General features: G+C 38.5%; 21 protein-coding genes and 2 riboswitches. Of the genes, 4 read left to right on the top strand and 17 right to left on the bottom strand.

Annotated elements, in window-relative coordinates; all coding sequences use genetic code 11:
• Positions 1-81: 81 nt before the first annotated feature.
• The gene (gene trhA, locus QSJ81_RS09205) at positions 82-711 is read right to left on the bottom strand and encodes a PAQR family membrane homeostasis protein TrhA (RefSeq protein WP_285717120.1); all 630 of its coding nucleotides are present in this window, start codon (positions 709-711) and stop codon (positions 82-84) included.
• A 236-nt stretch (positions 712-947) separates the two neighbouring features.
• Between trhA and QSJ81_RS09200 the strand changes: the two genes are divergently transcribed.
• Positions 948-1,448, top strand: coding sequence for a cysteine hydrolase family protein (locus tag QSJ81_RS09200; protein WP_285717119.1), 501 nt, complete (start codon positions 948-950; stop codon positions 1,446-1,448).
• 251 nt (positions 1,449-1,699) lie between these two features.
• On the opposite strand, the gene QSJ81_RS09195 is transcribed toward QSJ81_RS09200, so the two are convergent.
• Positions 1,700-2,089: a winged helix-turn-helix transcriptional regulator gene (locus QSJ81_RS09195; RefSeq protein ID WP_285717118.1), complete on the bottom strand. Its 390-nt coding sequence runs from the start codon at positions 2,087-2,089 to the stop codon at positions 1,700-1,702.
• Between the two features lie 139 nt (positions 2,090-2,228).
• On the opposite strand from QSJ81_RS09195, the gene QSJ81_RS09190 reads away from it, so the two are divergent.
• Positions 2,229-2,891 carry an NAD(P)H-dependent oxidoreductase gene (locus tag QSJ81_RS09190; RefSeq protein WP_285717117.1) on the top strand — a complete coding sequence of 221 codons (663 nt, stop codon included), beginning with the start codon at positions 2,229-2,231 and terminating at the stop codon, positions 2,889-2,891.
• A gap of 117 nt (positions 2,892-3,008) precedes the next feature.
• On the opposite strand, the gene QSJ81_RS09185 is transcribed toward QSJ81_RS09190, so the two are convergent.
• The 12 genes from QSJ81_RS09185 to mutY all read right to left on the bottom strand — a co-directional run bounded on the left by QSJ81_RS09185 (position 3,009) and on the right by mutY (position 17,834).
• Positions 3,009-4,409, bottom strand: coding sequence for an anion permease (locus QSJ81_RS09185; RefSeq protein ID WP_285717116.1), 1,401 nt, complete (start codon positions 4,407-4,409; stop codon positions 3,009-3,011).
• A gap of 277 nt (positions 4,410-4,686) precedes the next feature.
• Positions 4,687-7,197, bottom strand: a complete 2,511-nt coding sequence (gene hrpB, locus QSJ81_RS09180; RefSeq protein ID WP_285717115.1) for an ATP-dependent helicase HrpB — start codon at positions 7,195-7,197, stop codon at positions 4,687-4,689.
• Positions 7,194-8,243, bottom strand: a complete 1,050-nt coding sequence (locus QSJ81_RS09175) for a DUF2157 domain-containing protein (RefSeq protein ID WP_285717114.1) — start codon at positions 8,241-8,243, stop codon at positions 7,194-7,196. Before QSJ81_RS09175 ends, hrpB begins: the two co-directional genes overlap by 4 nt.
• Positions 8,244-8,285: 42 nt before the next feature.
• On the bottom strand, positions 8,286-9,566 hold the full coding sequence (locus tag QSJ81_RS09170) for a 4Fe-4S dicluster domain-containing protein (RefSeq protein WP_285717113.1): 1,281 nt from the start codon (positions 9,564-9,566) through the stop codon (positions 8,286-8,288).
• Between the two features lie 165 nt (positions 9,567-9,731).
• Positions 9,732-10,406 (bottom strand): response regulator, encoded by a 675-nt coding sequence (locus tag QSJ81_RS09165; RefSeq protein WP_285717112.1) that lies wholly within the window; start codon positions 10,404-10,406, stop codon positions 9,732-9,734.
• The gene (locus QSJ81_RS09160; protein WP_502929644.1) at positions 10,393-12,009 is read right to left on the bottom strand and encodes a Spo0B domain-containing protein; all 1,617 of its coding nucleotides are present in this window, start codon (positions 12,007-12,009) and stop codon (positions 10,393-10,395) included. The genes QSJ81_RS09165 and QSJ81_RS09160 overlap by 14 nt, the downstream gene beginning before the upstream one ends.
• Positions 12,010-12,082: 73 nt before the next feature.
• Complete coding sequence (gene citF, locus QSJ81_RS09155; RefSeq protein WP_285717111.1) at positions 12,083-13,624, bottom strand: citrate lyase subunit alpha; 1,542 nt, start codon at positions 13,622-13,624, stop codon at positions 12,083-12,085.
• On the bottom strand, positions 13,617-14,510 hold the full coding sequence (locus tag QSJ81_RS09150) for an aldolase/citrate lyase family protein (RefSeq protein WP_285717110.1): 894 nt from the start codon (positions 14,508-14,510) through the stop codon (positions 13,617-13,619). The genes citF and QSJ81_RS09150 overlap by 8 nt, the downstream gene beginning before the upstream one ends.
• Positions 14,511-14,554: 44 nt before the next feature.
• Positions 14,555-14,833 (bottom strand): citrate lyase acyl carrier protein, encoded by a 279-nt coding sequence (citD, locus tag QSJ81_RS09145; RefSeq protein WP_285717109.1) that lies wholly within the window; start codon positions 14,831-14,833, stop codon positions 14,555-14,557.
• A 164-nt stretch (positions 14,834-14,997) separates the two neighbouring features.
• Positions 14,998-15,495, bottom strand: a complete 498-nt coding sequence (msrA, locus tag QSJ81_RS09140) for a peptide-methionine (S)-S-oxide reductase MsrA (RefSeq protein WP_285717108.1) — start codon at positions 15,493-15,495, stop codon at positions 14,998-15,000.
• A gap of 14 nt (positions 15,496-15,509) precedes the next feature.
• On the bottom strand, positions 15,510-16,739 hold the full coding sequence (locus QSJ81_RS09135) for an EAL and HDOD domain-containing protein (protein WP_285717107.1): 1,230 nt from the start codon (positions 16,737-16,739) through the stop codon (positions 15,510-15,512).
• A 24-nt stretch (positions 16,740-16,763) separates the two neighbouring features.
• Positions 16,764-17,834, bottom strand: coding sequence for an A/G-specific adenine glycosylase (mutY, locus tag QSJ81_RS09130; protein WP_285717106.1), 1,071 nt, complete (start codon positions 17,832-17,834; stop codon positions 16,764-16,766).
• Between the two features lie 338 nt (positions 17,835-18,172).
• Here mutY and QSJ81_RS09125 point away from each other — a divergent pair, with 338 nt between their 5' ends.
• Together QSJ81_RS09125 and nfsA are read left to right on the top strand one after the other, a co-directional pair.
• The gene (locus QSJ81_RS09125; protein ID WP_285717105.1) at positions 18,173-18,856 is read left to right on the top strand and encodes an HAD family hydrolase; all 684 of its coding nucleotides are present in this window, start codon (positions 18,173-18,175) and stop codon (positions 18,854-18,856) included.
• Positions 18,857-18,926: 70 nt separating this feature from the next.
• Entirely contained in the window at positions 18,927-19,664 is a 738-nt protein-coding gene (gene nfsA / locus QSJ81_RS09120) for an oxygen-insensitive NADPH nitroreductase (RefSeq protein WP_285717104.1), read from the top strand.
• 145 nt (positions 19,665-19,809) lie between these two features.
• On the opposite strand, the gene QSJ81_RS09115 is transcribed toward nfsA, so the two are convergent.
• The 3 genes from QSJ81_RS09115 to QSJ81_RS09105 form a co-directional block, all read right to left on the bottom strand.
• Positions 19,810-20,379 carry a nitroreductase family protein gene (locus QSJ81_RS09115; RefSeq protein WP_285717103.1) on the bottom strand — a complete coding sequence of 190 codons (570 nt, stop codon included), beginning with the start codon at positions 20,377-20,379 and terminating at the stop codon, positions 19,810-19,812.
• A gap of 73 nt (positions 20,380-20,452) precedes the next feature.
• Positions 20,453-21,727: an Nramp family divalent metal transporter gene (locus tag QSJ81_RS09110; protein ID WP_285717102.1), complete on the bottom strand. Its 1,275-nt coding sequence runs from the start codon at positions 21,725-21,727 to the stop codon at positions 20,453-20,455.
• Positions 21,728-21,729: 2 nt separating this feature from the next.
• Complete coding sequence (locus QSJ81_RS09105; RefSeq protein WP_285717101.1) at positions 21,730-23,019, bottom strand: magnesium transporter; 1,290 nt, start codon at positions 23,017-23,019, stop codon at positions 21,730-21,732.
• A 209-nt stretch (positions 23,020-23,228) separates the two neighbouring features.
• Positions 23,229-23,400: riboswitch (M-box (ykoK) riboswitch) on the bottom strand.
• A 131-nt stretch (positions 23,401-23,531) separates the two neighbouring features.
• Positions 23,532-23,708: riboswitch (M-box (ykoK) riboswitch) on the bottom strand.
• Positions 23,709-23,816: the final 108 nt, after the last annotated feature.

Raw genomic sequence — 23,816 nt, 5'->3', positions numbered from 1 at the left:
AAATTCTATCTGTAACAGTAATTCACCTTCTTTTAATCATCAGGTATCTCTATTTTTTACAATAATAAAAAATATCTACAATTATGAGCGAAGAGGAATGGGAAGAATATAGAAAAATACGGCAATAAAATGTGATATGCTACCCGCTAGAACAAATAAGTGCCATATTGCATGATTATAGGGAAGCCTTTTCCAAAGATAAAAAGCACTGCCTAATGTATAAAATAAACCACCAGCAAATAACCAAATCATACCGAATTCCGGTACAGTAGCAAGCAAAGGCTTAATTGCAAAAACAATAAACCAACCCATGCCAAGATAACACAATGTTGATAAGACCTTATAGCGTCCTGCAAAAAAAACTTTTAGAACAATTCCAATAACCGCCAGTCCCCAAACCAAACTAAAAACCGTCCAGCCAAGAACACCATGCAAAGGTACTAAGGTAAAGGGTGTATAGGTCCCTGCTATTAGCAAATAAATAGCTGAATGGTCCAATATCTTAAAAATTCTTTTGACCCGTTCATTGGTAAAGCTATGATAAAGTGTGGAAGCTAAATATAGTAACACCAACGTGGTGCCATAAATACTAAAACTAACAATATGCCAGACGCTTCCATTCAAATAAGCAAATACAGTTAGTAAAACTAGTCCCGCGACGGCTAGTAAAGTACCTATCCCATGAGTTACTGCATTCATAACTTCTTCCATTTGAAACCTCCATATTTTCTCTTAATCTATTTCTTAATAATAACTACTATTTAATCCTTATTATAATAATTATATCATATTTATTATATTTTCACTCATAATAATTCTGAATAAAAGCTACATTTAACTCTAGTATTATTAAAAGAACAAAAAAATAAACTCATTATTTTGGCAGGATTGAAAATATCATTGTCGTATATTATACTACAAAATCTTATAATAAGAAGGTGTCTTTCATGAAACCTGCTCTTTTAGTCATTGATGTACAAAAAGCATTTTTTAAGGATCCTGAAACAAGTTACTCCCTCAATAAGGCCATCGTACAAATCAATGCTGGAATTGATTTATTTAGACAAAAAGGACTGCCCATTATTTGTATTCAGCATATGGTGAAAGAAAATGGACTTTTACCAGGTACAGAAGGATTTGACTTACCGGATTCGCTTTCCATTTTGCCAACTGATCCTCATATTCACAAAACCTATGGTAATGCTTTTAATAAAACACCTTTAGAGGAGCTACTAAGAAAGCAAAATATTGATACTCTTATCATCACAGGCTATTGCGCAGAGTTCTGCGTCTTGTCTACTTACCGAGGTGCCCTTGACCTTGATTTGACTCCTGTCATTTTACGTGGTGCTATTGCAAGCCGCAACCCAAGCAACATCCCTTTTGTTGAAAATATCAGTGATATTATATCTTATGCAATCTTAAAAAAGATAGTATCTAATATCTAAGCGCTCTAAGTAACTTTCAGCTGAAATCCAGTTTTCTCAAAAAAAGAAACCTACTCAGACCATAGACAAAAAGGTACTTTACGCTTGTCGTAAAGTACCTTTTTTACTGGGGAAGATACATACATAACACACCTATCTTTATAGTTTACTATACCATATTGCTAGGGGATTGGCTTTTGTCTACAGCATGAGCCGTCCTTTAAAAGGGGGATTTTTTTTAGAAGTATAAATTTCAGCTAAAGCACTTACAATTAAGGCAATATCATCTCTGGATCTGACAGTTTGCTTTCCTCTCGTATATTTTGTTGATACATTTTTCCCCAGTTATATATTGTAGTTATAATGGGAGTCATAGATAGACCGAGAGGAGATAGGCGATATTCCACCTTTGGCGGAACTTCTGCGTAGACATGGCGAATAAGAATTCCATCACTTTCAAGTTCTCTCAATTGCATAGTAAGTGTTCTATGAGTTATATTTGGTAAAAGCCGTTTTAGTTCATTAAATCTTTTTTTGCCGTCTAATAAGCGATAGAGAATAATACCTTTCCACTTTCCTCCGATTATATCAAGAGTAGTTTCTACTGGGCATTGGACATGAGTACAATCATTTTTCTCTAAAGGATCTGCAACGTTTTTCATATTTTAGCCTCACTATCAAAAATATACCTAAGTATCAATATTGATAGTATATATAAATCTTGTGCGTACTTCAATATTTTTTTAGTTATTGTATAATTAGAACATAATAAAGAAAAAGAGGAAAGGCAGTGGGTATAACATGGATTTAAAGAAGCAGATTTTAGAAGCCTATAATTATCGGCATGCATGCAAGGAGTTTGATAGTAGTAAAAAGATATCCGACGAAGATTTTAATTTTATTTTGGAGACGGGAAGATTATCACCTAGTTCCTTTGGGTTTGAGCCATGGCGTTTTTTAGTCATTCAAGATAATAAGTTACGAGAAAAACTAAAGTTAGTCTCTTGGGGAGCGCAGGGACAATTGCCCACAGCGAGTCATTTTGTGATTCTTCTTTCTCGCACTAAAGAAGATATGATTTTTAATTCACAGTATATATCAAACTTTATGAATGATGTTCAGGGACTTCCCTCAGATGTAGTAGAAATAAAAAAAGGCTACTATCAAAACTTTCAAGAGAATGATTTTAAATTATTGGAAAGTGAACGAGCAATATTTGATTGGGCCTGCAAGCAAACATACATAGCTCTGGGAAATATGATGACCACGGCAGCTCTAATAAAGATTGATTCTTGTCCTATGGAAGGTTTCGATAAAGAACAGGTGGAAACTATTTTGGAGCAGGAGGGAGTATTGGATAAAAGTAAATTTAATGTAGCTTGTATGGTGGCCTTCGGTTACAGAAAAGAAGATCCTAGACCGAAAACCAGACAAAATATGGATGAAATTGTGCAATACATTTAACCTCAACCTTAAGATCAAAAAAAGAAGCCACTTAACTTATCGTTTAAGTGGCTTCTTTACTATGCATCGCACATCGCATTATTTAATGCGTATTATTTTATATCTTCTAATTGTATTTTACCAATACCCAAGAATTTTCCACCAAACACCGCCGATACCAACCCAAATAATAATATGCAGGATCGATACAACGAAACCAAGTTTCCACCAAGTTTTTTGGTCAACATAACCTGCGCCAAAATATACAGGTGAAGGACCTGAGCCAAAGTGAGTTAAGCAACCACAAATATTTGAAGCCATGGCTACAACAAAGGCGGAAATAAAAGGCGGTGCGCCTGCTGCAACCCCAAGAGTAATCAAAGCTCCATACATAGATGTAATATGAGCTGACATACTAGCAAAGAAATAATGACTATATAAGTAAATGGCAAAAGATAATACAATAGCCGTGATCATGCCGACCCCTACCATTTGATTCTCTAGTATCTTGGCAAACCAGGGAATAAAGCCTGTTTTATTTAAGTAATCTGACATTAAAATAACACTACCCACCCACACTAAGGTATCCCATGCTTTTGTTTCTTTGATGACATGATCCCATGTAAGAACTTTGGTCATAAGCAGCACACAAAGTCCCATGAAAGCAATCAATGTACCATTTAGCTTGGTGAATTCAGCGGTTGCCCATAACACTAGCAAACCAATGAACACAGCCAGCATAATTTTTTCGCCTTTTGAGATAGGGCCCATTTCTTGTAATACTTTATTGGCCATTTCTTTTGCTTCCGGAGTATTTTTAATTTCTGGTGGATAAATTTTATAAAGTACATACGGAATAGCAATCAGGGCTACAACGCCCGGAACAACTGCTGCTATAAACCAACTCATCCAGGTGATATCAACATTTAAAATCTTTTTGGCCAATTCAGCGGCAATTGGATTGCCTACCATGGCCGTCAAAAACATAGCCGATACAACAAAGTCAATGTGGAATACAGATGTCATTAGAAAAGCGCCGATTCTTCTAGAGGAAGTCCCTGGATGAGAATCAAAAGCTTGACACAAACTGGCCACAATAGGAAAAACTAGTCCACCGGACCTAGCCGAGTTAGAAGGAATCGCAGGTCCAATGATTACATCACTAATCACTAAAGAATATACTAATTTCAAACTGCTATCACCAAATGATCGCATGACTAAGTAAGCAATACGTTTACCTAAGCCCGTAATAATAAATGCTCGCGCAAGAATAAATGCAGAAACGATTAGCCATACAGTAGAGCCACTAAAAGCTGTTAATACTTCTGTAAATTTAATGGTATTCGTCAATGCTACCATTACCATAGCGATTAAGGCTACAGAACCTGCCTCGATAGGTTGTAAAATAAAACCAACCACTGTACCCATGAAGATGGAAAATAAGTGCCAAGCTTGAGGTTTCAAACCAGCAGGTACTGGTATAAACCACAACGCTATTACAAGCCCAACGGTCAATAAGGCTGCAATCTTTTTATTCATAACAACAACTCCTACCTTTATTTTTCGAAAATTCATGTTAATACTAGCATGAATTCTAGGTAGGAAGAACCTTTTGTTCTTTTTGGTCATTTTGTTCAAAGCAAACATGAACAAATCTCATTTAAGCGCAAATTTATCCGATGACTAAACCGCTCTAAGACTCCCATCTTCTATAAGTGGGAGTTAAGAGCGGCTAAGTCCCTGGATAAGAAGGGCTAAGATTCAGATGGAGTTAAAACTCCATCTGAATCAAGTCTTCTTTATTGTATTAATTATCTTATTTTAATTGAGAACGAGTACGGTGCGTTGCCATAGCTTTTAGAGGATCCTCAGGCCAGGCATGTTTCGGATAACGTCCCATTAAATCCTTCTTCACTTCAAAATAAGTATTTTTCCAAAAACTTGCAAGATCTTGGGTAATTTGAATGGGGCGCTGCGCTGGTGATAACAGGTGAAGCGTAAGGGCTACCTTACCTTGCCCAATTCGAGGAGTTTCTTCTAAACCAAACATTTCTTGCAAACGCACAGCTAGCACAGGAATAGAAGGCTGATTATAATCAATAGGTATCCGTTGACCACTCGGAACAACAATATGTGTTGGCGCCCAATTATCGAGCTGCTGACCTTGCTCCCAAGTGAGCATTGATCTAAGTACCAATACTAAATTTAGCCCTTCAATCCGATTTGGATTGGCTTTGCCATACAGATAAGGTCCCAACCAATCCTCTAAGGTAGCTAGTAGAGCTTCTTCTGATACATCCGGCCAGTTAGGCTGGCAAAAATACATAAACGCAAGTCGCTGGCGGAGTTGTAAGGCGGCCTTTGTCCATGGAAGAATTTTCAATCCTTCTTCTCGAATACCTTCTAATAAAGCGGATACTAATTTTGCTGGATCACAACTTACAATCGGAGTATTTTCTAGAATCAAGGCACCAAGTTTTTCATAGCGCCTTGCTCTCACTATCTGCGCTTCGTGATCCCAACTAATATCTTCTTGAATCTCAATCTGTTCGTTAAAATACTGACGTATTTCTTTCACATCAATCGAACTTCCGAGGAAAATACGATTATCCCGCAACTGATCTCCCCCTAACTCGGCTGCCACTAAGTAGGGCTCTTGCGCTAGAGATTGGGGACCAATAAACGTAGCCCCGCGACCATTTCGTAAGAGAAATCTCCCATCCCCTCTACCTTGACCAATTCGATCTGGATAAGCTAAAGCTAGCAAAACTCCACAAGCACAAACATCATCAGTATTCTCACCTGAAATGGAAAATAGCTGGGTCCAATGACGAATTTCAACCTGTATTCGTTGATAAATTTTAGAATCAATTCTATATCCAGAAAGACCAACTATTCCTAATTTATTTCCATTATGCAGTACCTCAATACGTAAACGCAAATCAGCATCAGGCATACTTTTATCATCTTGGAATAAATCCCTTTGACTGAGTAATGCAGCAATCTCGCAAGCTAATTTCCCATATCCGAAGGATTTTCCCTTTAAAATCATATGACTTAGGCGAGGATGAATTCCCACCTCGGCCATTTGTTGACCATGGACAGTAATACGCCCTGTCCTCGATAAGGCACCTAATTGTTGTAGTAACTCCCTAGCTTGAGCAATAGCTCCCTTAGGCGGAGGATCAAGCCACAATAGCTCCTCTGGATCTTCTATACCCCATAAGGCAAGTTCCAAAGCTAAAGTTGTAAGATCTGCCTCTAGAATTTCTGGCGTGTTTCCCGCCCTGTGAGTTAAGTCTTCTTGAAGAGTCCATAATCGGTAACAAATACCTGAAGTTAAACGCCCTGCCCGTCCACGTCGTTGGTCAGCAGCTCCCCGGCTGACCTTCACTGTTTCTAAATGGGCCATCCCTGTACCTGGAGAAAAACGAGATACCCGCATCAGACCACTATCAATAACAATCCTTACTCCTTGTACCGTAATACTCGTTTCAGCAATAGAAGTAGCTAATACTACTTTTCGTTTTCCAGCGGGTGCTGGTAATAAAGCTAAATCTTGTTCTTCCTGCGGTAAGGTACCATAAAGCTTATATATAAATACCTCATTCTTATTTATCATTGTCAAAAGCTGAGACTCTACTCTACGAATTTCCCTTACACCTGGCAAAAAAACTAATATATCTCCTTGTTCTTTTAAAAGAGCCTCTTGCACTTTTTGAGCAACAGCTGACTCTATATGTCCCTGAATAGGACGCTTATTATAATACGTCTCTACAGGATATGATTTACCTTCACTGATAACGACGGGTGCATCTCCAAGGATGGAGGATACTGGAGCAGTATCGAGCGTCGCCGACATCACCAAAATTTTCAATTCTTCTCGCAGCAATGCCTGGGACTGCAAGCACAATGCTAATCCTAGATCTGCATGTATATTTCGTTCATGAAACTCATCAAAAATTACAATACCGACATTTTCAAGAGAAGGATCTCCATGTAATAGACGAGTCAAAATTCCTTCTGTAATTACTTCGATTCGAGTCTTCGGACCAACACAAGTATCTAGCCGAACTCGATAACCAACAGTTTCCCCTACTTGTTCCCCTAACAAGGCCGCCATATAACGAGCAGCTGCTCGAGCCGCTAAACGGCGGGGTTCTAGTAGTAAAATACGTTGCCCCAAAAGCCAGGGCTCATCTAATAAAGCCAAAGGTATCCGTGTGGTTTTCCCTGCTCCTGGTGGCGCCACGAGAACAATATTTTTAGAAGTGCTTAATTTTGTCTGTAATTCTAGTAAAATATCTTCGATGGGTAATTTTTTCATTCTGGCAAAAACCGCCTAATTTTTTCTGGTACCCTTTCCCTAAGAAAAGCTTGTATCTTATTTTGATTCTTATTATACATTACTCCAAGATAAATGATCCCAATCCCAACAAAACTTAATATAAAAGGAAACCATACGGAATCATTGAACACACGATACGCTAAATGTCCAATATACCCATTCACGCCTATCGTACCAAACACAAGAAAAACTTTACGTCGTAATAATATCCCCAATACTAATAAACCGAGGTTAATCACGCAATAGCCAATCCTAGACCATTCATTCGTGCTATCAAGAAGAGTTAGTCCGGACCAAAAAGCCAATGTTCCAAATAAATATCCCCAAAAAGCATAGTCTCCTTGATAAATCTTCCTCTGACAGCGATAGTCAACAAACATAGAAATGACTATCATCGTCAAACCAAAAAATAAGGATACCCAGCGGGTAATAACCCAATTATGCTCCACCCCAAATAAAAGTGGCGTTATATCCATTGATAAAAAGTATAAGATAAGATATAAAGGTGCAGTTAGCAAAGGAAATGAAAAAAATCGTAAGGCAATACAAGCGCTAACAATGGTTCCCACTTCTATGAAGCACCAGCCACCACGAATCCAATGATAAAAGCTGCGATAATTACCAGGCTCAGAATGAGGCCACCACCCTAGAGCCCGTTCTAAACCAAAAATAGCCAACGGCGTCATACATACTGCCATGACAATTAGTAATCCTGCCGCTACCCTGAGGCCCTTCTTTTCCCATAGCATCTTTCCTATTCCAGTGAAACAAACTGCATAAAGTACCGCAATGGTAAAAATCCCCATGCCACCAAATTGATTCCAAGTATTATTCATAAACCAACCCATGGCTGAGATAACTAGAAGGGCACCAAAATAATAGGCTAAGTGGGAAAGTTGAAATTTCGGCTCATTAATCTGCCGTTCATCCCATAACTTCCATAATTTATCTCCCTGTTCTTGTGAGATAATGTTTTCCTCTACAGCTTGTTTTATTTCTTTACGAGTGATCTCCAAGATAAACACCTCCTAAAAGTTAAGCTCTACCCGATAACCTATTAGTTTGCCCTATGTATATTTCTTTGCACCTGCTATAATACTTCGGCAAAATACTGATTTAATCGACTCGATCGCCAATAATGCTTTTACAGGAGGAGATTTCTCGATGACGGAAGCAATTCGCCCCAAGGCACGATGGCTAAAACGGGAAGGATCATCAAAGATAAAATGGGATAGCTTCCCCCGCTCGATTGCCATAGCAATCATTCGATCAAAGGTTGTTTCTGGTACAAGCACTCGTTTTTCCCGAGGTTTCATTTGAATGCAGCCAAATTTACAGGTAGTTACACAAACACCACAACCTAAGCATAAATCTTCTTCGTAGACCGCCTTTTTATGCTTATTCCCTTGCTGCCCTTCTATCAAACTAATTACTCCTAGTGGGCAAGCTTTTACACATGAATTACAGCCTATGCATTTCTGATTATTGATTTGGACTACCCAATTGGAAGTCACTACGGCATGACCCATGTTGAAATTTTTTATAGACTGTAGCATGCCACAACAACAGCCACAACAGTTACAAAGAAATCCTACATTTTTTTGTACATTGTCAGCAATTTGTACTAAGGCAGCCGTCTTACATTGTTCTAGAATCATCATAGAAACAGCTGTTGTAATTGGCTCTGCCATTCCTTTTTTGATTAATAATTCTGCGCTGTTACCAAATGTCATACAAGTCTTTTGCGGAGCATTGCAACTCTTCCCCAAATGACTGGCTTTATGCCGACAGGCGCATAAAGATAAACCAATAGTTTTTGCCGAGGTAATCACTAAGCTTGCTTTCTCCCAATCTAGAACTTCAGTATAATCATCTTCGGGTATTGCCTCTTCACGTACTAAGGATCGTCCCAATTGGGTGCTCTCTTTGAATATACTATTGGCAAAACGATCATCTTGAAACATATATTGATGAAAAAGTTCTGCAAGCTCTTTCATCGGTAACTCATCGCGAGTTCGCATAAAAACAAATTCGAAAAATCCAATCACGACAGGTGCTAAAACTACATAACATTCTCTCTTGTACTCCAAGTCGAAAACTAAACCTCGCTCTGCCATAGTTGTTATTTTATACTTTAATGATTCCACTGATATGCCAAGCTTACATGCTAAAACTGTAAGGGATGTAGGACGCAGAGGAATTTGCCTGGCAAGCTCAGCTTCTTCTGTAGAAAACAATAGTTTTAGTATTGCAATAAACACTGGCGAATAAGGTGCTCCGGTTATATTATAGTCCAAACGTTGTTGCAACAAACGATATTCTCGGTCACTATTACCAATGTGCCCCATTTTATATCCCCTCTTCTTGCCCGAATAGTACCCTAACTATATCAAAAAGACGGCTGCTTTGAAAGTCTCAAAGCAGCCGTCTACCTCTTTATTTTCTACCTAACATTGTTTTATATAAAACCAGCTATCCTTCCAGGGAAACCATCATTCTATACCTGCAATATATTATCTCATTTTAAACCGATGAATTGGTCTTCCAACAGGCATATATTCGAGCAGCATTTGCAGTTTACCTTCGACTACTAAGTAATCTAAATAACGCCTAGCGGTCACTCGAGAAATTCCTACTTGGCCTGCAACATCATCAGCAGATAAAGCTTCGGATTGACAACTTAATAAATCAATAACAGAGTCCAATGTTTGTCCATGCATATTTTTAGGCAAATGAGAGCTAGCCTTTGCCATTTTCGCAGAAAAAAACTTATCAAGTTCTACTTGACTAAAGCTATCTTGCTCTACTATCTTACTATTGAAATCTCGGTACGCTTCTAATGTATTACGAAAACGATCAAATTTGAATGGTTTTATAATATAATCAATTACCCCTGAACGCATAACCTTACTAATTATATCGCTATCATTCGCTGCCGTAATTAAAATAACATCCACTTCTATATCTCGTTTTCGTAGTGAGGCTAATACACCCATACCATCAACTTCTGGCATATAAATATCGAGTATGATTAAATCAGGATGTAGCTTATTCGCCATGTCAATTGCTTTTGTACCATTGTCGGCAATACCAACTACCGTAAAACCATCCACTGCCTCCGTAAACCTTTTATTAATATCAGCAACCATCGGATCGTCTTCTACAATCAATACTTTAATTTTCTTCATATCTGTCACCTTTACTATTATACGGAATCCACACCTTAAATTCTACGCCGCCTTCTGGTAAATTCGAATGAGAAATTAACCCATTATTTACTTGCACTTTTTCTGATACTAAAGCTAAACCATATCCTCGATTACTGCCCTTGCCTGAAATACCCCGCATATAGATGCGATCTCCTAACCCCTCATCAATCCATGGCCCAGAGTTTTGTACAATTATTTGAATCCCAGCCGCTTCTTCTTTAATACTAAGCAGGATCTTCTTAATCTTAGCAGTAGCTACAGCTTCTGTAGCGTTTTCAATTAAATTACCCAATATGATAACCATATCTCCACTAGTAAGCTGACCAGGTAAAGTTTGCATAACGGTATCTGGTGTTATCACAAATTGAATCCCCAATTCTCTAGCGCGGCTCATCTTTCCTACTAAGAGGCCAAAAGTAACAGCATCTTTTATATTATAGCGCATTTTTTCAAACTCACTCTGGTTATTCGCGTAACTTTCAATAATTAAATCAACAGCTTGCTCATAGGATCCCAATTGAATGAGTCCTGCCACTGCATGTAATTTGTTTTTAAATTCATGAGTTTGGGCCCTTAAAACATCTACAAAACGGTGTACTCCCGTCATTTCTTCCGCTAAGCGAGATATTTCGGTACGATCCCGAAAAGTAATTACCGCCCCTACTACAACGCCTTCTACAATGGTCGGAATAATATTCGATAAAATGATAATATCATTTACCCGTTGTTCATTGTCATATAATGGGGTACCTGTTCCGATTACATAATCTAAGCGAAGCTGGGTAATAAACTTTGTAATTGATTTTCCACAAATCTCTTCTGACTTTCGTCCAATAATTGCCGCTGCTTCATTGTTAATGACTCTTACGTTTCCCTGGACGTCAACTGCTACTACCCCTTCCCGTATAGCATGCAATGTGGCCTCATTTTCTCTCAGTAGGGTCGCTATTTCGTAGGGTTCCAAACCATAAATTGCTTTTTTTATATTCTTTGCAACGAGTACGGAACCAATAATACTGAGCACTAAGGCTACCAATAGAGCATAAAGAACATTTTCAGCGCCCTCTAAAAACATGTGGTAAATATCCTCTACATAAAAACCAACAGATACAAAGCCAATCTGTTTATTCGCATCATTTATTGAAAAGATTGGTACGTTTGCCCTTAGAGAAGGAGCCAAGCTCCCTTTCGCAATATAGACATACTCTTGTCCGCCTAAAACTGGATCACGATATAGATTTGACAAAGGCGTACCTACGTTACTTGAATTTGGATGGGATAAACGAATCTGTTCCATATTTGATATTACAATAAAGGCTGCACCCGTTCTGATACGAATTTCTTCGGCAATAGGTTGCAACACGTCTGAAGGATGGTTATCAATAATATTCCCTTTGACTTCCGGCATTTGCGCAATGGATCTTCCTATTGTTAATGCACGTTCACCAACATCATCCTGAATCTCTTGATAAATATGATGAATAACGAGCGCACCGGCCATCGTTAAAGCTAAACAAACCATTCCCACCGTCAATAGCATAATTTTATATTGCAGTGACATTCTAAACTTTTTTTTACACAAAAAAACCACCCCATGACTGCATAACATTCCACATACATTACCTTGTTCCTGCCTGCATAGGGTGGTTTCCATTTTATACTGGTTTTCGGATCACATCAAGTATCGTACCATCACGATACTCTACCACACCTACAATATCATCAGTTACAGGAATGGCTTCAGGTTTCCCAGTTAAATTATAAGCAATATGCTGTAATTCTTCAATGGACATTAAAGGAATATTGGCTTCCTTTAAGTTTTCAAGAACATCTTTACGGTTTGGATTGACAGCAACCCCCCGCTCAGTAACAATAACATCTACCGTTTCACCAGGCGTTACAATCGTGTGTACCCGATCAAGAACCATCGGTAAACGACCACGAAGGAGTGGTGCTACTACAATCGAAAGACCTGCACCAGCTGCTGTATCACAATGACCACCAGAAGCTCCCATAATAACACCATTAGAATTTGTGATAACATTTACGTTAAAGTCGACGTCTACTTCTGTCGCACTTAAAATAACTACATCTAGCTTATTAACAATCGGTCCTCGGTTGTGAGGATTGGCATAATAAGAAGCTGACATTTCCAAGTGATTCGGATTATTTCGCAAAGAATCTATGGAAGGTATATCAAAATCCTGCACATCAAACAGTGTCTTAAATAATCCTTGTTCTAGCATATCAATGAAAGGAGCTGTAATGCCACCAACCCCAAAGCTACCAACTATACCTTGCTCTATCATTTTTTCTTTAATAAATTGAGCGGCTGCAAGAGAAGCACCACCACTACCTAGTTGCAAAGAGTAATCATTTTTAAAGTATCCTGAATACTCAATTACACTTGCAGCGTACTCAGCAATAATAAGTTCTTTAGGATCTCTACTAATACGTAGTGCACCCGAGGCAATTCCCTTAGGATCACCGATAGCATCAACTTCTACAATGTAATCCACATTGGTCTGAGGAATGCTAATTGGAAACAATGGGTGAGGTACTAAATGATCTGTAATCGCGACAACCTGATCTGCATAGGTTGCATCACACATCGCATATCCCATTGAGCCGCATGCTGATTTACCTTCAATGCCATTAATATTGCCGTAGGTATCGCAAGCAGGGGCGCCAATGAAAGCAACGTCAATAGCAAGTTCTCCACTTTCAATAGCTCTAGCACGTCCGCCATGAGAACGAATGAGTACTGGCTTTTTCAAATACTTTCCTGATGTAAACAATTCTCCTAGCTTACCGCGACCACCACTCGTTTCAATAGCAGTAATAACGCCTTGTTCAATAAAAGGAATAATTGCATCATGGGTACTTGTAAGAGAACTAGCCGCTAAAGTGATATCTTTAATGCCTTTACGAGCGATGGCTTCTACAACCATATTTAGTACATAGTCACCGTTACGAAAGTGATGGTGAAAAGAAATGGTCATACCGCTTTTTAGGCCAGTAGCTTCAATGGCTTGATCAATGGATTTTACTATTTTTTCCGAACGAGGCTTATTAACTGTTATTTTAGGCCCTACAACCCTTCCTGTAGGAACAGTACCAAATGCACCATTATACAATTTAACTTCTTTAAAACCTGGTATTACTAAAGGAATGTCTCTACCTGCTTTATTAATCATTTGTCGAACCCCCTTTTCGTAAACCAAGAGCTCTTGCATAACCAATGACCCTCTCGGCACGAGTGACTACTGGAACATCAATCATTTTTCCGTTTAGTGCGATAACTCCTGAGTTCTTTGCTTTTGCTTCTTCATACGCTGCAAGAACTCGTTCAGCTAGGTCAATTTCCTTTTCTGTTGGAGCAAATATTTTGTAAAGCATTTTGATTTGTCTAGGGTTGATAACAGACTTTCCATCAAATCCCATTTCTTTAATGCGAGTGGTTTCTGCAATAAATGCTTCTTCATCATTTACGTTAGTAAAAACAGTATCAATGGCCTGCACTCCGGCAGCACGAGCTGCAAGTATTATCTGAGATCTTGCACCAAATAGTTCACTACCGTGAGAACTTCTAGTGGTTTTCAAATCAGCAAGAAAATCTTCGGCACCGAGTGCAAGTGCTACCATTCGAGGGCTAGCAGAACAAATTTCGTAAGCTTTCATTAGGCCTTTTGCCGTTTCAATCGCAGCCATCATTTTAATGGAACCATGAGCAAAACCATTTTTCTCTTCCGCTTCTGAAATGATTTCATCAATTATTTTAATTTCTTCCGCTGTTTCTGCTTTTGGCAGACGAATCAAATCTGGCTTCGCAGGCAAAATAACGGCTAAATCCTCTTTACCATAAGGTGTCGTAATATGATTAATCCGTACAGCAACCTCACAAGGATACTTTACTGTTTTAATTACATTATGCACCAATTGCCTTGCAGCATCTTTTTCACTTATTAATACAGAATCTTCTACGTCAAAAATAACCGTATCCGCTTTATAAATACCGGCATTCTGTAACATGCCTGGATTATTGCCTGGTACAAACATCATGGCTCTACGCAACTTTTCCATAATAACGCCTCCTCATCCCATGTGAAATTCAATCTCTTCTAATCTTATACAGCTTTTACTTTACTTCTAGCAATTGCAGTTAAAACTCTTGCTTCTATTGTGCAATCTAATGCACCCCTATCGTTAGCATGAATGGTTACATCTGACAATCCTTGTTCACGCGCCAAGTTTGTAATAAACTCTTCGATATGACGCCCAAATTGTTTGATTACGGGACTTGTCAACTGAAGAATTATGCCGCTGCCGCTCTCAGCAGGAGATACAGTAACCAAAATATCACTAGATTCTAACGTTCCAGCTTGCCCTGTTCCAACTATAGTCATTCTTAAACCTCCATCTAATATTGCTATCCCTTACCTTACTACATACTGCCTAGATCAACCATGCAGCAAATTAGCTTTTCTTCCTCCATTAAAACATTAAATATTCAGTCAGAGAAGGTTTTGTTCATTTCGGTCATTATGGTCTTAAATAAGTCTTTCCCTTGTTACTTTTTTTCTTCTGGCCTTGCCAGCATTAAATTGACATGACAATATCCACCAGGAGTTTTTTGTAAATACTCCTGGTGATAATCCTCTGCCAAATAAAAATTTCTAACAGGTTCTACTTCTACAACGATAGGTTCTTTATAAGAAACCTGCTTATCTTTGATAAAGTCGATAATAACTTCTCGATCTCCTGCATCCGAATAATATACTCCACTGCGATATTGAGGCCCTTCGTCTGGTCCCTGACGATTTAGAGTGACAGGATTAATGATTCGAAAAAAATGTTCTAGTACTTTCTCTAAGGATAGTGATACTTCATCATAAGTTAATTCACAGACTTCTGTATATCCAGTTTTTCCCGAACACACTTGTTTATAGGTTGGATCGGTCGTGTTTCCCTGTCCATAGCCTACTCTTGTAGTTATCACTCCCTTAAGCTGCATAAAATAAGCTTCCACACCCCAAAAACATCCCCCTGCAAGCCAAATTTTTTTCATGAAAATCCCTTCCTTTATAAACTTTTAATTTTCACCTTAGAAAATTCCTGCGCCCAAGCCAGAGCTTGTATATACAACTTTGAAAGTTTTTTTCCTGCTACTCCTACTATTGGTGCATATTGAATCACATGTTGCCAATCAGCCCGTTCATAACTAAGTACCAATTGATATACATCATAATAAAAACCTTCCACTCCCATTAGAGCAGATTTAACCTCTTTACTAACTGGCAGTTCGTCCAAAATAACGGCTAAAGGACAATCTAAAACAACATCAATCAGCGAAAATAGTCCCATGATAAAAAGATCTGGAGCAATTTGCTTTTTTCCAAGCTCAATCGCAATTAGTTCTAGAAAATAACCTCGCACCAATGCTGTTGCAATCAATTCTGGCGGCTTACTATCTCCCATAATACACATTGAGTTTAAAGATACCCATTTCAGTAATTCCCGTTGCCCCAGCAAAGATACTGCCTGCTTAATGGAATGGATTTCTTGGCGAAAAGAGAAAGCAGAAGAGTTAATGTACTTTAATAAACGATAGGAAAAAGATATTTCTCGCTTAATAATTTTTTCAATATGGCTGGTATTCATCTCTGCCATCTTTACCTCTTGAAGCAATCGCAAGTAGGAAAGCTTAGAAACCGGAATATTAGGACGGCTAATAGTAACTGGTCTGCTGAAGAAATAGCCTTGAAAATAAGAATACCCGGCGTCAGCTGCCTCTTCAAAAACAGCTTGGGTTTCAACCTTTTCTGCAAGAAATTTAACGTGAGCAGAAGATTTAAAACGTTCTACTATTTCCTTGCGTTCTGCTGGTGTTGTTAATAAAAAATCGATTTTTATAATATTAGCTAATTCGATTAAGGGTTGAAATCGTGGATGAAAAACAAAATCATCCAATACGAGAAGATACCCCGCTTTCTTAAGCTCTTGGCAAGCTTTTACGACAACCTCTTCTGGCTCTACCGTCTCAAGAATTTCTACTGCCAATAAGTCACGTGGTAGAAGATGGGCCACCTTATCTTTTAAAAGATTGCCCGTAAAGTTAATAAATGCTCTTTTGTTACCTGTCACCACATCCATGCCTATTGATAAAAAGGTAGCGATAATTACTTCCTTGGTTGCTTGGTCATCATCATTACCATCATAACAATCTTCTTTGCCACTACGAAATAACAATTCATAGGCTACAACATTTCTATTTCTATCAAAAATTGGCTGGCGTGCTACAAGTGCATTCATCCTATAAACTCCCTCCCACTTTCATTAGATCAAAGAATCGAAATCAGGATTCTCTAGTAAATAGGCCTCCATTTTTCGATGGGGTCCCGCAAAGGAGAGCTTCTCCCAATCACGGCGATGTACCCACTTAAGACGTCTTCCTAAGGGTATTTCGTTACCTAGTGTAATAACACAGTAGTAAAAAGAAATATCCCATTGCCGATGACTAAAAGTATGATTACATTGTAATAACAATCTCTCTGATTGGATTTCTTGACCAGTCTCTTCTAATAGCGTCTGACGAAATGTATCCATCACTTCTTCATTTTTAATCTCTACGCTAGGAAATTCCCACATCCCAGACAAAAGCCCCTTATTCGGTCTTTGGTGAAGCAGATAATTCTCCCCATTACGAATGACTCCAGCTATGATTCGTACTGGCTTTGGCGGAGATTTTTTCTTTTTTATTGGCAATTCTCCTTCTAATCCCCTAGCCCTTGCTAAACAAAAACTCCCTAACGGGCAAAAATTACAACGAGGTGTTTTGGGTATGCAAATCGTTGCTCCCAAATCCATCAAAGCTTGGTTAAAGTCTCCTGGATTTTCTTCTGGCATTTCCCGTTCCACCAAGCTTTTAATTTTACGTTTCCCCATGAGGGACGCAATATCTTCTTCTATACAATATAATCGGCTAAATACACGAAGAACATTCCCATCAATCGCTACTTCTTTTTTATCATAGGCAATACTCAAAATAGCACCAGCAGTATAATCGCCGACACCTGAAAGACCTATCACTTCTGCTCTAGTGTCAGGCACCTGCCCTCCATACGATTCACTTACTTCCCGCACACCTTGTAGAAGGTTTCGCGCTCGTGAGTAATATCCAAGCCCTTGCCAATAGCGAACCACCTCTTCCTCCTCGGCAACTGCCAAACTTTCTAAAGTTGGAAATCGCCCTACCCACCTTTCAAAGTAACTTTTAACTGCCTCTACCCTTGTTTGTTGCAGCATTACTTCCGAAACCCAAACCTTATACGGATCTTTATCTTTGCGCCATGGTAAATCTCTTTTACAACCTTGATACCATGTCAATAAAATATCAGCTATTCCCATTACAATTCTCCCTATTTTTCAACAAATTATCTACAAATTTACTATATCATATATTGAGCTAATTCTTTTACATAAGTTTTAATAAAACGTCTATTTTATAAGAAAAGGCTTTTCTTATGCCAAGTCCTCAGACGCAAGCAGAAGCCTTAGTCATTCTTACTTGGAATCAAGAAAGTGTTATACTTTCTGATTCCGTAAAAAATGTATGGAAATCCTATACTACAGAGATTCCCATACATTTTAATACAAAAGCCGAATATAACAAGGATATTTCGCTACCAATATCTAATTATACTAATCGCGGATAAATGCAGTTATATGTAAGGGAGGCACGTACTATGAAAATTTTATTTTGGGATATTGATGGAACCTTATTGAAAACAGCCAAAGCTGGCTTATATGCGTTTGAAGAAGCAGTTGCTGAAATGTTTAGCACTACATTCGATTTTACTACAATCAAAACAGCTGGCATGACTGATTATTATATCTCCCATCAAGTAATCCTTCTTGCTACTGGTCGCGAGCCCTCTGTCCATGAAGTTTGTAAGCTAATGAGTCTTTATGAAAAAATATTACCCCACCATTTGGCAAGCAGACAAGGACATCTTACCCCATCCGTAAAAGATATTTTAACCCATTTACACCACAGACAAGACTACGTCTCTCTACTCCTTACAGGTAATACGGAATTTGGCGCTAAAGCCAAACTTAGCCATTATAAACTTGATGGCTTTTTCAACTTTTCATCCAGCGCCTTTTGTGGAACCTGCTTTTACCGCACTGAAATATCTAATCAGGCCCGCACCATTGTCAAAGATCGTTATCCAACTGTAGCCGCTGATCAAATCTATGTTATCGGCGATACCCCCAATGATATTGACTGTGGAAAGGCCATCGGGGCAAAAACGATTGCAGTTGCAACTGGCATGTACTCTCTAGAAGAACTGCAGGAGCATTCTCCCTGGTGGGCTGTATCTACCTTGCCATCCCCCATCGAATTTGAACAGCATTTACAGAAATAGACCCCATTTTTGTTATTTGCGACCACACAGATCCATTCTACAATTATATTCATTTTTAGGAGGTCCCACCATGCACCATGTAATAGAATTGTTAAAAAGTCATGTATCTGTACGGAGGTTTAAAGACCAGCCTGTCGATGACCAGTTATTGCAAGAAATTATTGAAGCAGGCCAACATGCCTCTACCTCCAACCACATTCAAGCCTATACGATTATTAGAGTCAAAGATAAAGGCAAGAGGCGAGCCTTAGCAAAGTTAGCAGGAAATCAATCTTATGTAGAAGAATGCCCCGTATTTTTAGTATTCTGTGCTGATTTAAACAGGCTTGGCAGAGCCTGTAAAATGTACAATAAGAAGTTTGAAAGTGGCTATACAGAAAACTTTATCCTAGCAACTGTAGACACAAGTTTGGCCGCGCAGAACATTATGACGGCCGCAGAATCAGTTGGTTTGGGTGGCGTTTATATTGGTGCCTTACGAAATAATCCTGAAGATGTTTGTTATTTATTAAATATTCCCCATAATGTATATCCTGTATTTGGTATGTGCCTTGGTTATCCTGAAGTAAAAAATAGCATTAAACCGCGCTTGCCTTTATCTTTAGTCTTTAAGGAAGATAGCTATACTCTAGAAGGCGACGCAGAAATACTAAAAAATTACGATGATAGTATACGGGATTACTATATCGAAAGAACAAATGGCGAAAGAAGTAACACATGGACAGAAGGAATGTCAAGCTTTTTGAAAGATAAACAAAGACCCCATATGAAGGAATTCTTAAAAAATAAGGGCTTTGAAATGATATAATTTATATAAAAGCATTAAAGATGGTTATATCCGAAATCTGCCGTTAACCTCTTTAGTGCTTTTAATCTATCTATATACGGTAAAGGGTCTGTGCTCAAACTATAGTTTAGCACAGACCCTTTTGTTATTTTCTAATACACCTAATCTATAATGTTAAAACTACATCTTTTAGCTTACGCTTCGGCACATGATGTTCTTGCTTTGCATCACGCCAATATTTTATATCTTCACCTTCTTCAATCTCTTCAAGGATAACTACTTCTTTCGGTTTACCTAAAGCCAAAACCAGTAAGATTTCATATTGTTCCGGAATATGTAGTGCCGTCTGTAATTCATCACGCTTAATGCTTTGGATCATGCACCCGCCTAAATCCATAGACCGTGCACCTAGCAAAATACTTTGGGCTGCAATTCCATGATCTACGCCGCTTGTGCCAATCTTCTTATCTTGAAGAATAATAATGTAACCAGAAGGCCTCTCCCCTTCTTTAGGGCCGGACCAATCCTTTAGGTATCCCGCCCATAATAAATGAGGAAAAATCAGTTGGTTTTTTTCTTTATCTCTAGAAATAATGTATTTCAATGGCTGTTTGTTAGCTCCGGAAGCAGATAACCTACCATAATTGACAAGTTCAAGCAATCTGTCCTCGGATATGTTATGTTCTTCATAAAAGCGACGATAAGATCGATTGGAAACAACTAAATCATAAAACATTTTACATTCCTCCTACGTTTATATTTGCCATCCATTTGCATAGATAGATTAGCAGCTCCTAATATAATTTCTTTTATAACCCGAAATATCCCATCACTGCATCCATAAGTTCAGGCATCAGTGTAGTAGCTAATAAAAGTAAGGTTAATAGAATCAAGACAAGAGTAAACGCCCAAGAAACCATATTGTACCAAGGAGCATTTACATAGCTGCCCATAATATTTTTATTACTAGCAATAAGAACCATAAAAATAAGAATTGGAGGCAATAATACGCCATTTACCACTTGAGAAGTAATCATCACTTGATAGAGAGACAAATCTGGCCATAATACTAATCCTGCACCAATCACAATTAAAGCGGTATATAAACTAAAAAAAGCAGGAGCTTCTTTATAGGTTTTACTAACGCCACGTTCAAAACCTAAAGCCTCACAAACAGCATAAGCGGTACTCAGTGGTAAAATAAAGGCTGCCAGCATAGAAGCTCCTAATAGACCAAAGGAAAACAACATGCTTGCATACTCACCAGCTAATGGCTTCAATGCCATTGCCGCATCTTTCACTGTTTCAATAGAAATTTGATTGGTATATAAGGTAGCTGCTGTTGCTACGATAATAAAGAAGGCAATCAACCAAGTAAAAAAGGCTCCAAACATAACATCCCAGAAGGTATATTTATAGTCTTCAGCAGTAATTCCTTTATCGACAACAGATGCTTGAACATAAAACTGCCCCCAGGGTGTAATGGTAGTGCCAATTACACCAATGGCCATGATTAAATAATCCGCCTTAGGAGAAAATGTAGGAGTGACGGAAGCAATTAAAACCTCTCCCCATGGAGGATTTACGATAAAGCCCGAAACCACATAACTAAAGAAGGTGGCACACAATACAAGAAAAATCTTTTCTATCTTTCCATAATCCGCTTTAAGGACTAACCACCATACGAGTACCGCCATCGTGGGTACCGCTATATATTTACTAACACCAAAAATTTCAAAACTAGTAGCAATACCAGAAAACTCAGAAGCCGTGGTACCAATATTAGCGATCAAAAGTACGCTCATCGCAAAAAATGTCCACTTAACACCAAATAACTCCCGAATTAAATCGGATAAGCCACGTCCTGTAACGGCCCCTGTCCGCGCTGATATTTCTTGAGCAATCGCTAAACAAATACTGCTGACCAAGACAATAAATAATAGGCCATACCCATACTTTGCTCCCGCAGCAGCATAGGTAGCAATACCGCCTGCATCATTATCGGCAAAGGCTGTAACAATTCCAGGTCCCATTACTGCCATGAATAGTCCTAACCTTTTGCGCATATCTTTTATCATAATCATTTTTATCGCCCCCGTCCTGCCATCTTACTCAATGCAAACCAGGAGTATGTGTCCAGTTTGCCACGCTCTGGCATTAGAATATCAAGAATATCATCTACCGTTACAATTCCTAGCATAACATCATTTTCATCCACAACGGGTACTGCTAGTAAACTATATTTATTAATTACCTCCGCCACACGTTGGTAATTATCTTCATCTTTTACTACAGCAACTTTTGTATGCATTAAAGCTTCTAATGTAGTATGAGGTGCGGCTACAATTAACTCCCGCAAGGAAAGAACTCCTTGAAGATGTTCATCATCATTCATAACATATAGATAATAAATTGTTTCTGCCGTTGGCGACAATTCTCGTAATTGATTAATTGCTTCTTCTGCTGTAATTTGCGCAGAAAAAGAGATAAATTCATTTGTCATCAAGGCTCCAGCAGTACCTTGCTCATATTGCATGAGTTCTCTTACATCTTCGGCATCATCGGTTTCCATTAAGCTAAGTAATCCTTCAGATTTCTCCGTAGGTAGCTCTGCTAGAATATCAGCTGCTTCATCTGGCGGCATCTCTTCTAAAATATCAGAAGCTCGCTGGGCATCCATTTGTTCAATGATTTCCACCTGTGTATCCAGGTTCATTTCTGCTAACGTATCAATGGTCTGCTGCACATCTAAACTATCCATGAAGTTTGCCCGGCGTTTATAATCCATCTCTTCGATTAAATCAGCAATATCAGCAGGATGTAATTCTGTCAGTTGCTGTTTTACACGATTTAGCTGCAGATTGGAATTCCAACTTTCTAAGGGTTTGATATATTCTAAAACTAACCAATTTTGTTTAAACTTCTTGAATAAAAATTCTAACCCTAAACGCCTAAATAGGCCACGCACTCCAATGTCGACGGCTAGTAAGACCATGAGTTGCCGTTCTTCTTGTACCACCCATGATAAGATAATGTCATTTACCCTTACCATTTTTGAACCCTTTAAATCAATAATCTGTTTATCCAATAACCATTTACTGGCATAAATATCATTATCATGTAGAGGAATGGTTTGTTCTGGCGAAAACGTCCCCGCAAGCTTTACCCTATGACCCTCATAAAGTTCAATGAGATCAATGGGGATTAGATTGTGTATTTTTTTTGCATATTTAATACCAATTACCCGTGGATAAACCCCATCCCAACGTACTGCTATATCTTTAATCCGGCCAATATTATTGCCCGTTGCATCATCAATCGGCTGACCAATTAGTTGGCTGAAATAAAATTCGCCTAACATTTTCACTTCATTCATATTCTATTCCTCCTTCTTTTGTCGGAGTCCGTCCGCTTTACATAAGATGGACAGACAATTCTTATATACACTTTGGATTTTTATGCTGCCACTGGGACCGGAATCCATAAAACCACCTCCATTATTATTTCAATAAGCAAACAGGAATATAAAAAGACCTCTTATCGTCTATAAGAAGGTCTTTCATGTCACCATGATGCTATTACTACGACCTTCCCCAATCGTTGAGCTTTGGCACTGCATAACGTAGAGGTCAAAATAACCTCAGCCACCTTAAGTAAAACCTTAATTCGGTAGTACCTGTTCTACCCATTGGCGTCTTTCGACGTTTCCGGGCAATGGCCTATGTTCATACAGGAGCCTCACCTAACGAAGAAGTTCTATATTATATAATTCTAAGTACCTGTTGCCCTATTATTCTATGCAGTACCGTGGTCGTATTCTTTACTAAATAAAAAAATAGATAAAGCCTCCCTTGCCGGAAGGCTTAATAAGCGAACTAAATACATTCACACCTTCCTCACTCGTACGAGTTTTGGCACTGCATAACGTAGAGTACAAACCCAAATCACTCAGCCACCTTAAGTAAAACCTTAATCCGGTAGTACCTGTTCTACCCATTGGCGTCTCTCGACATTTCCGGGCAGTGGCCTATGTTTATGCAGGAGCCTCACCTAACGAAGAATTATTATTATACTATGAGATTACTACCTTTATAGAAATGTGTCAATACCTAATTGACTTTTCGTCAAATCTTTAAATTGGCTATTAAGATGATTATATAACTAGTAGATGTT

The organism is Pelosinus sp. IPA-1, from assembly GCF_030269905.1.
In the GTDB taxonomy this organism is placed as follows: Bacteria; Bacillota; Negativicutes; order DSM-13327; family DSM-13327; genus Pelosinus.
The sequence above is the reverse complement of the archived record's forward strand: the minus strand, read 5'-3'. Positions and strand labels throughout refer to the sequence as shown.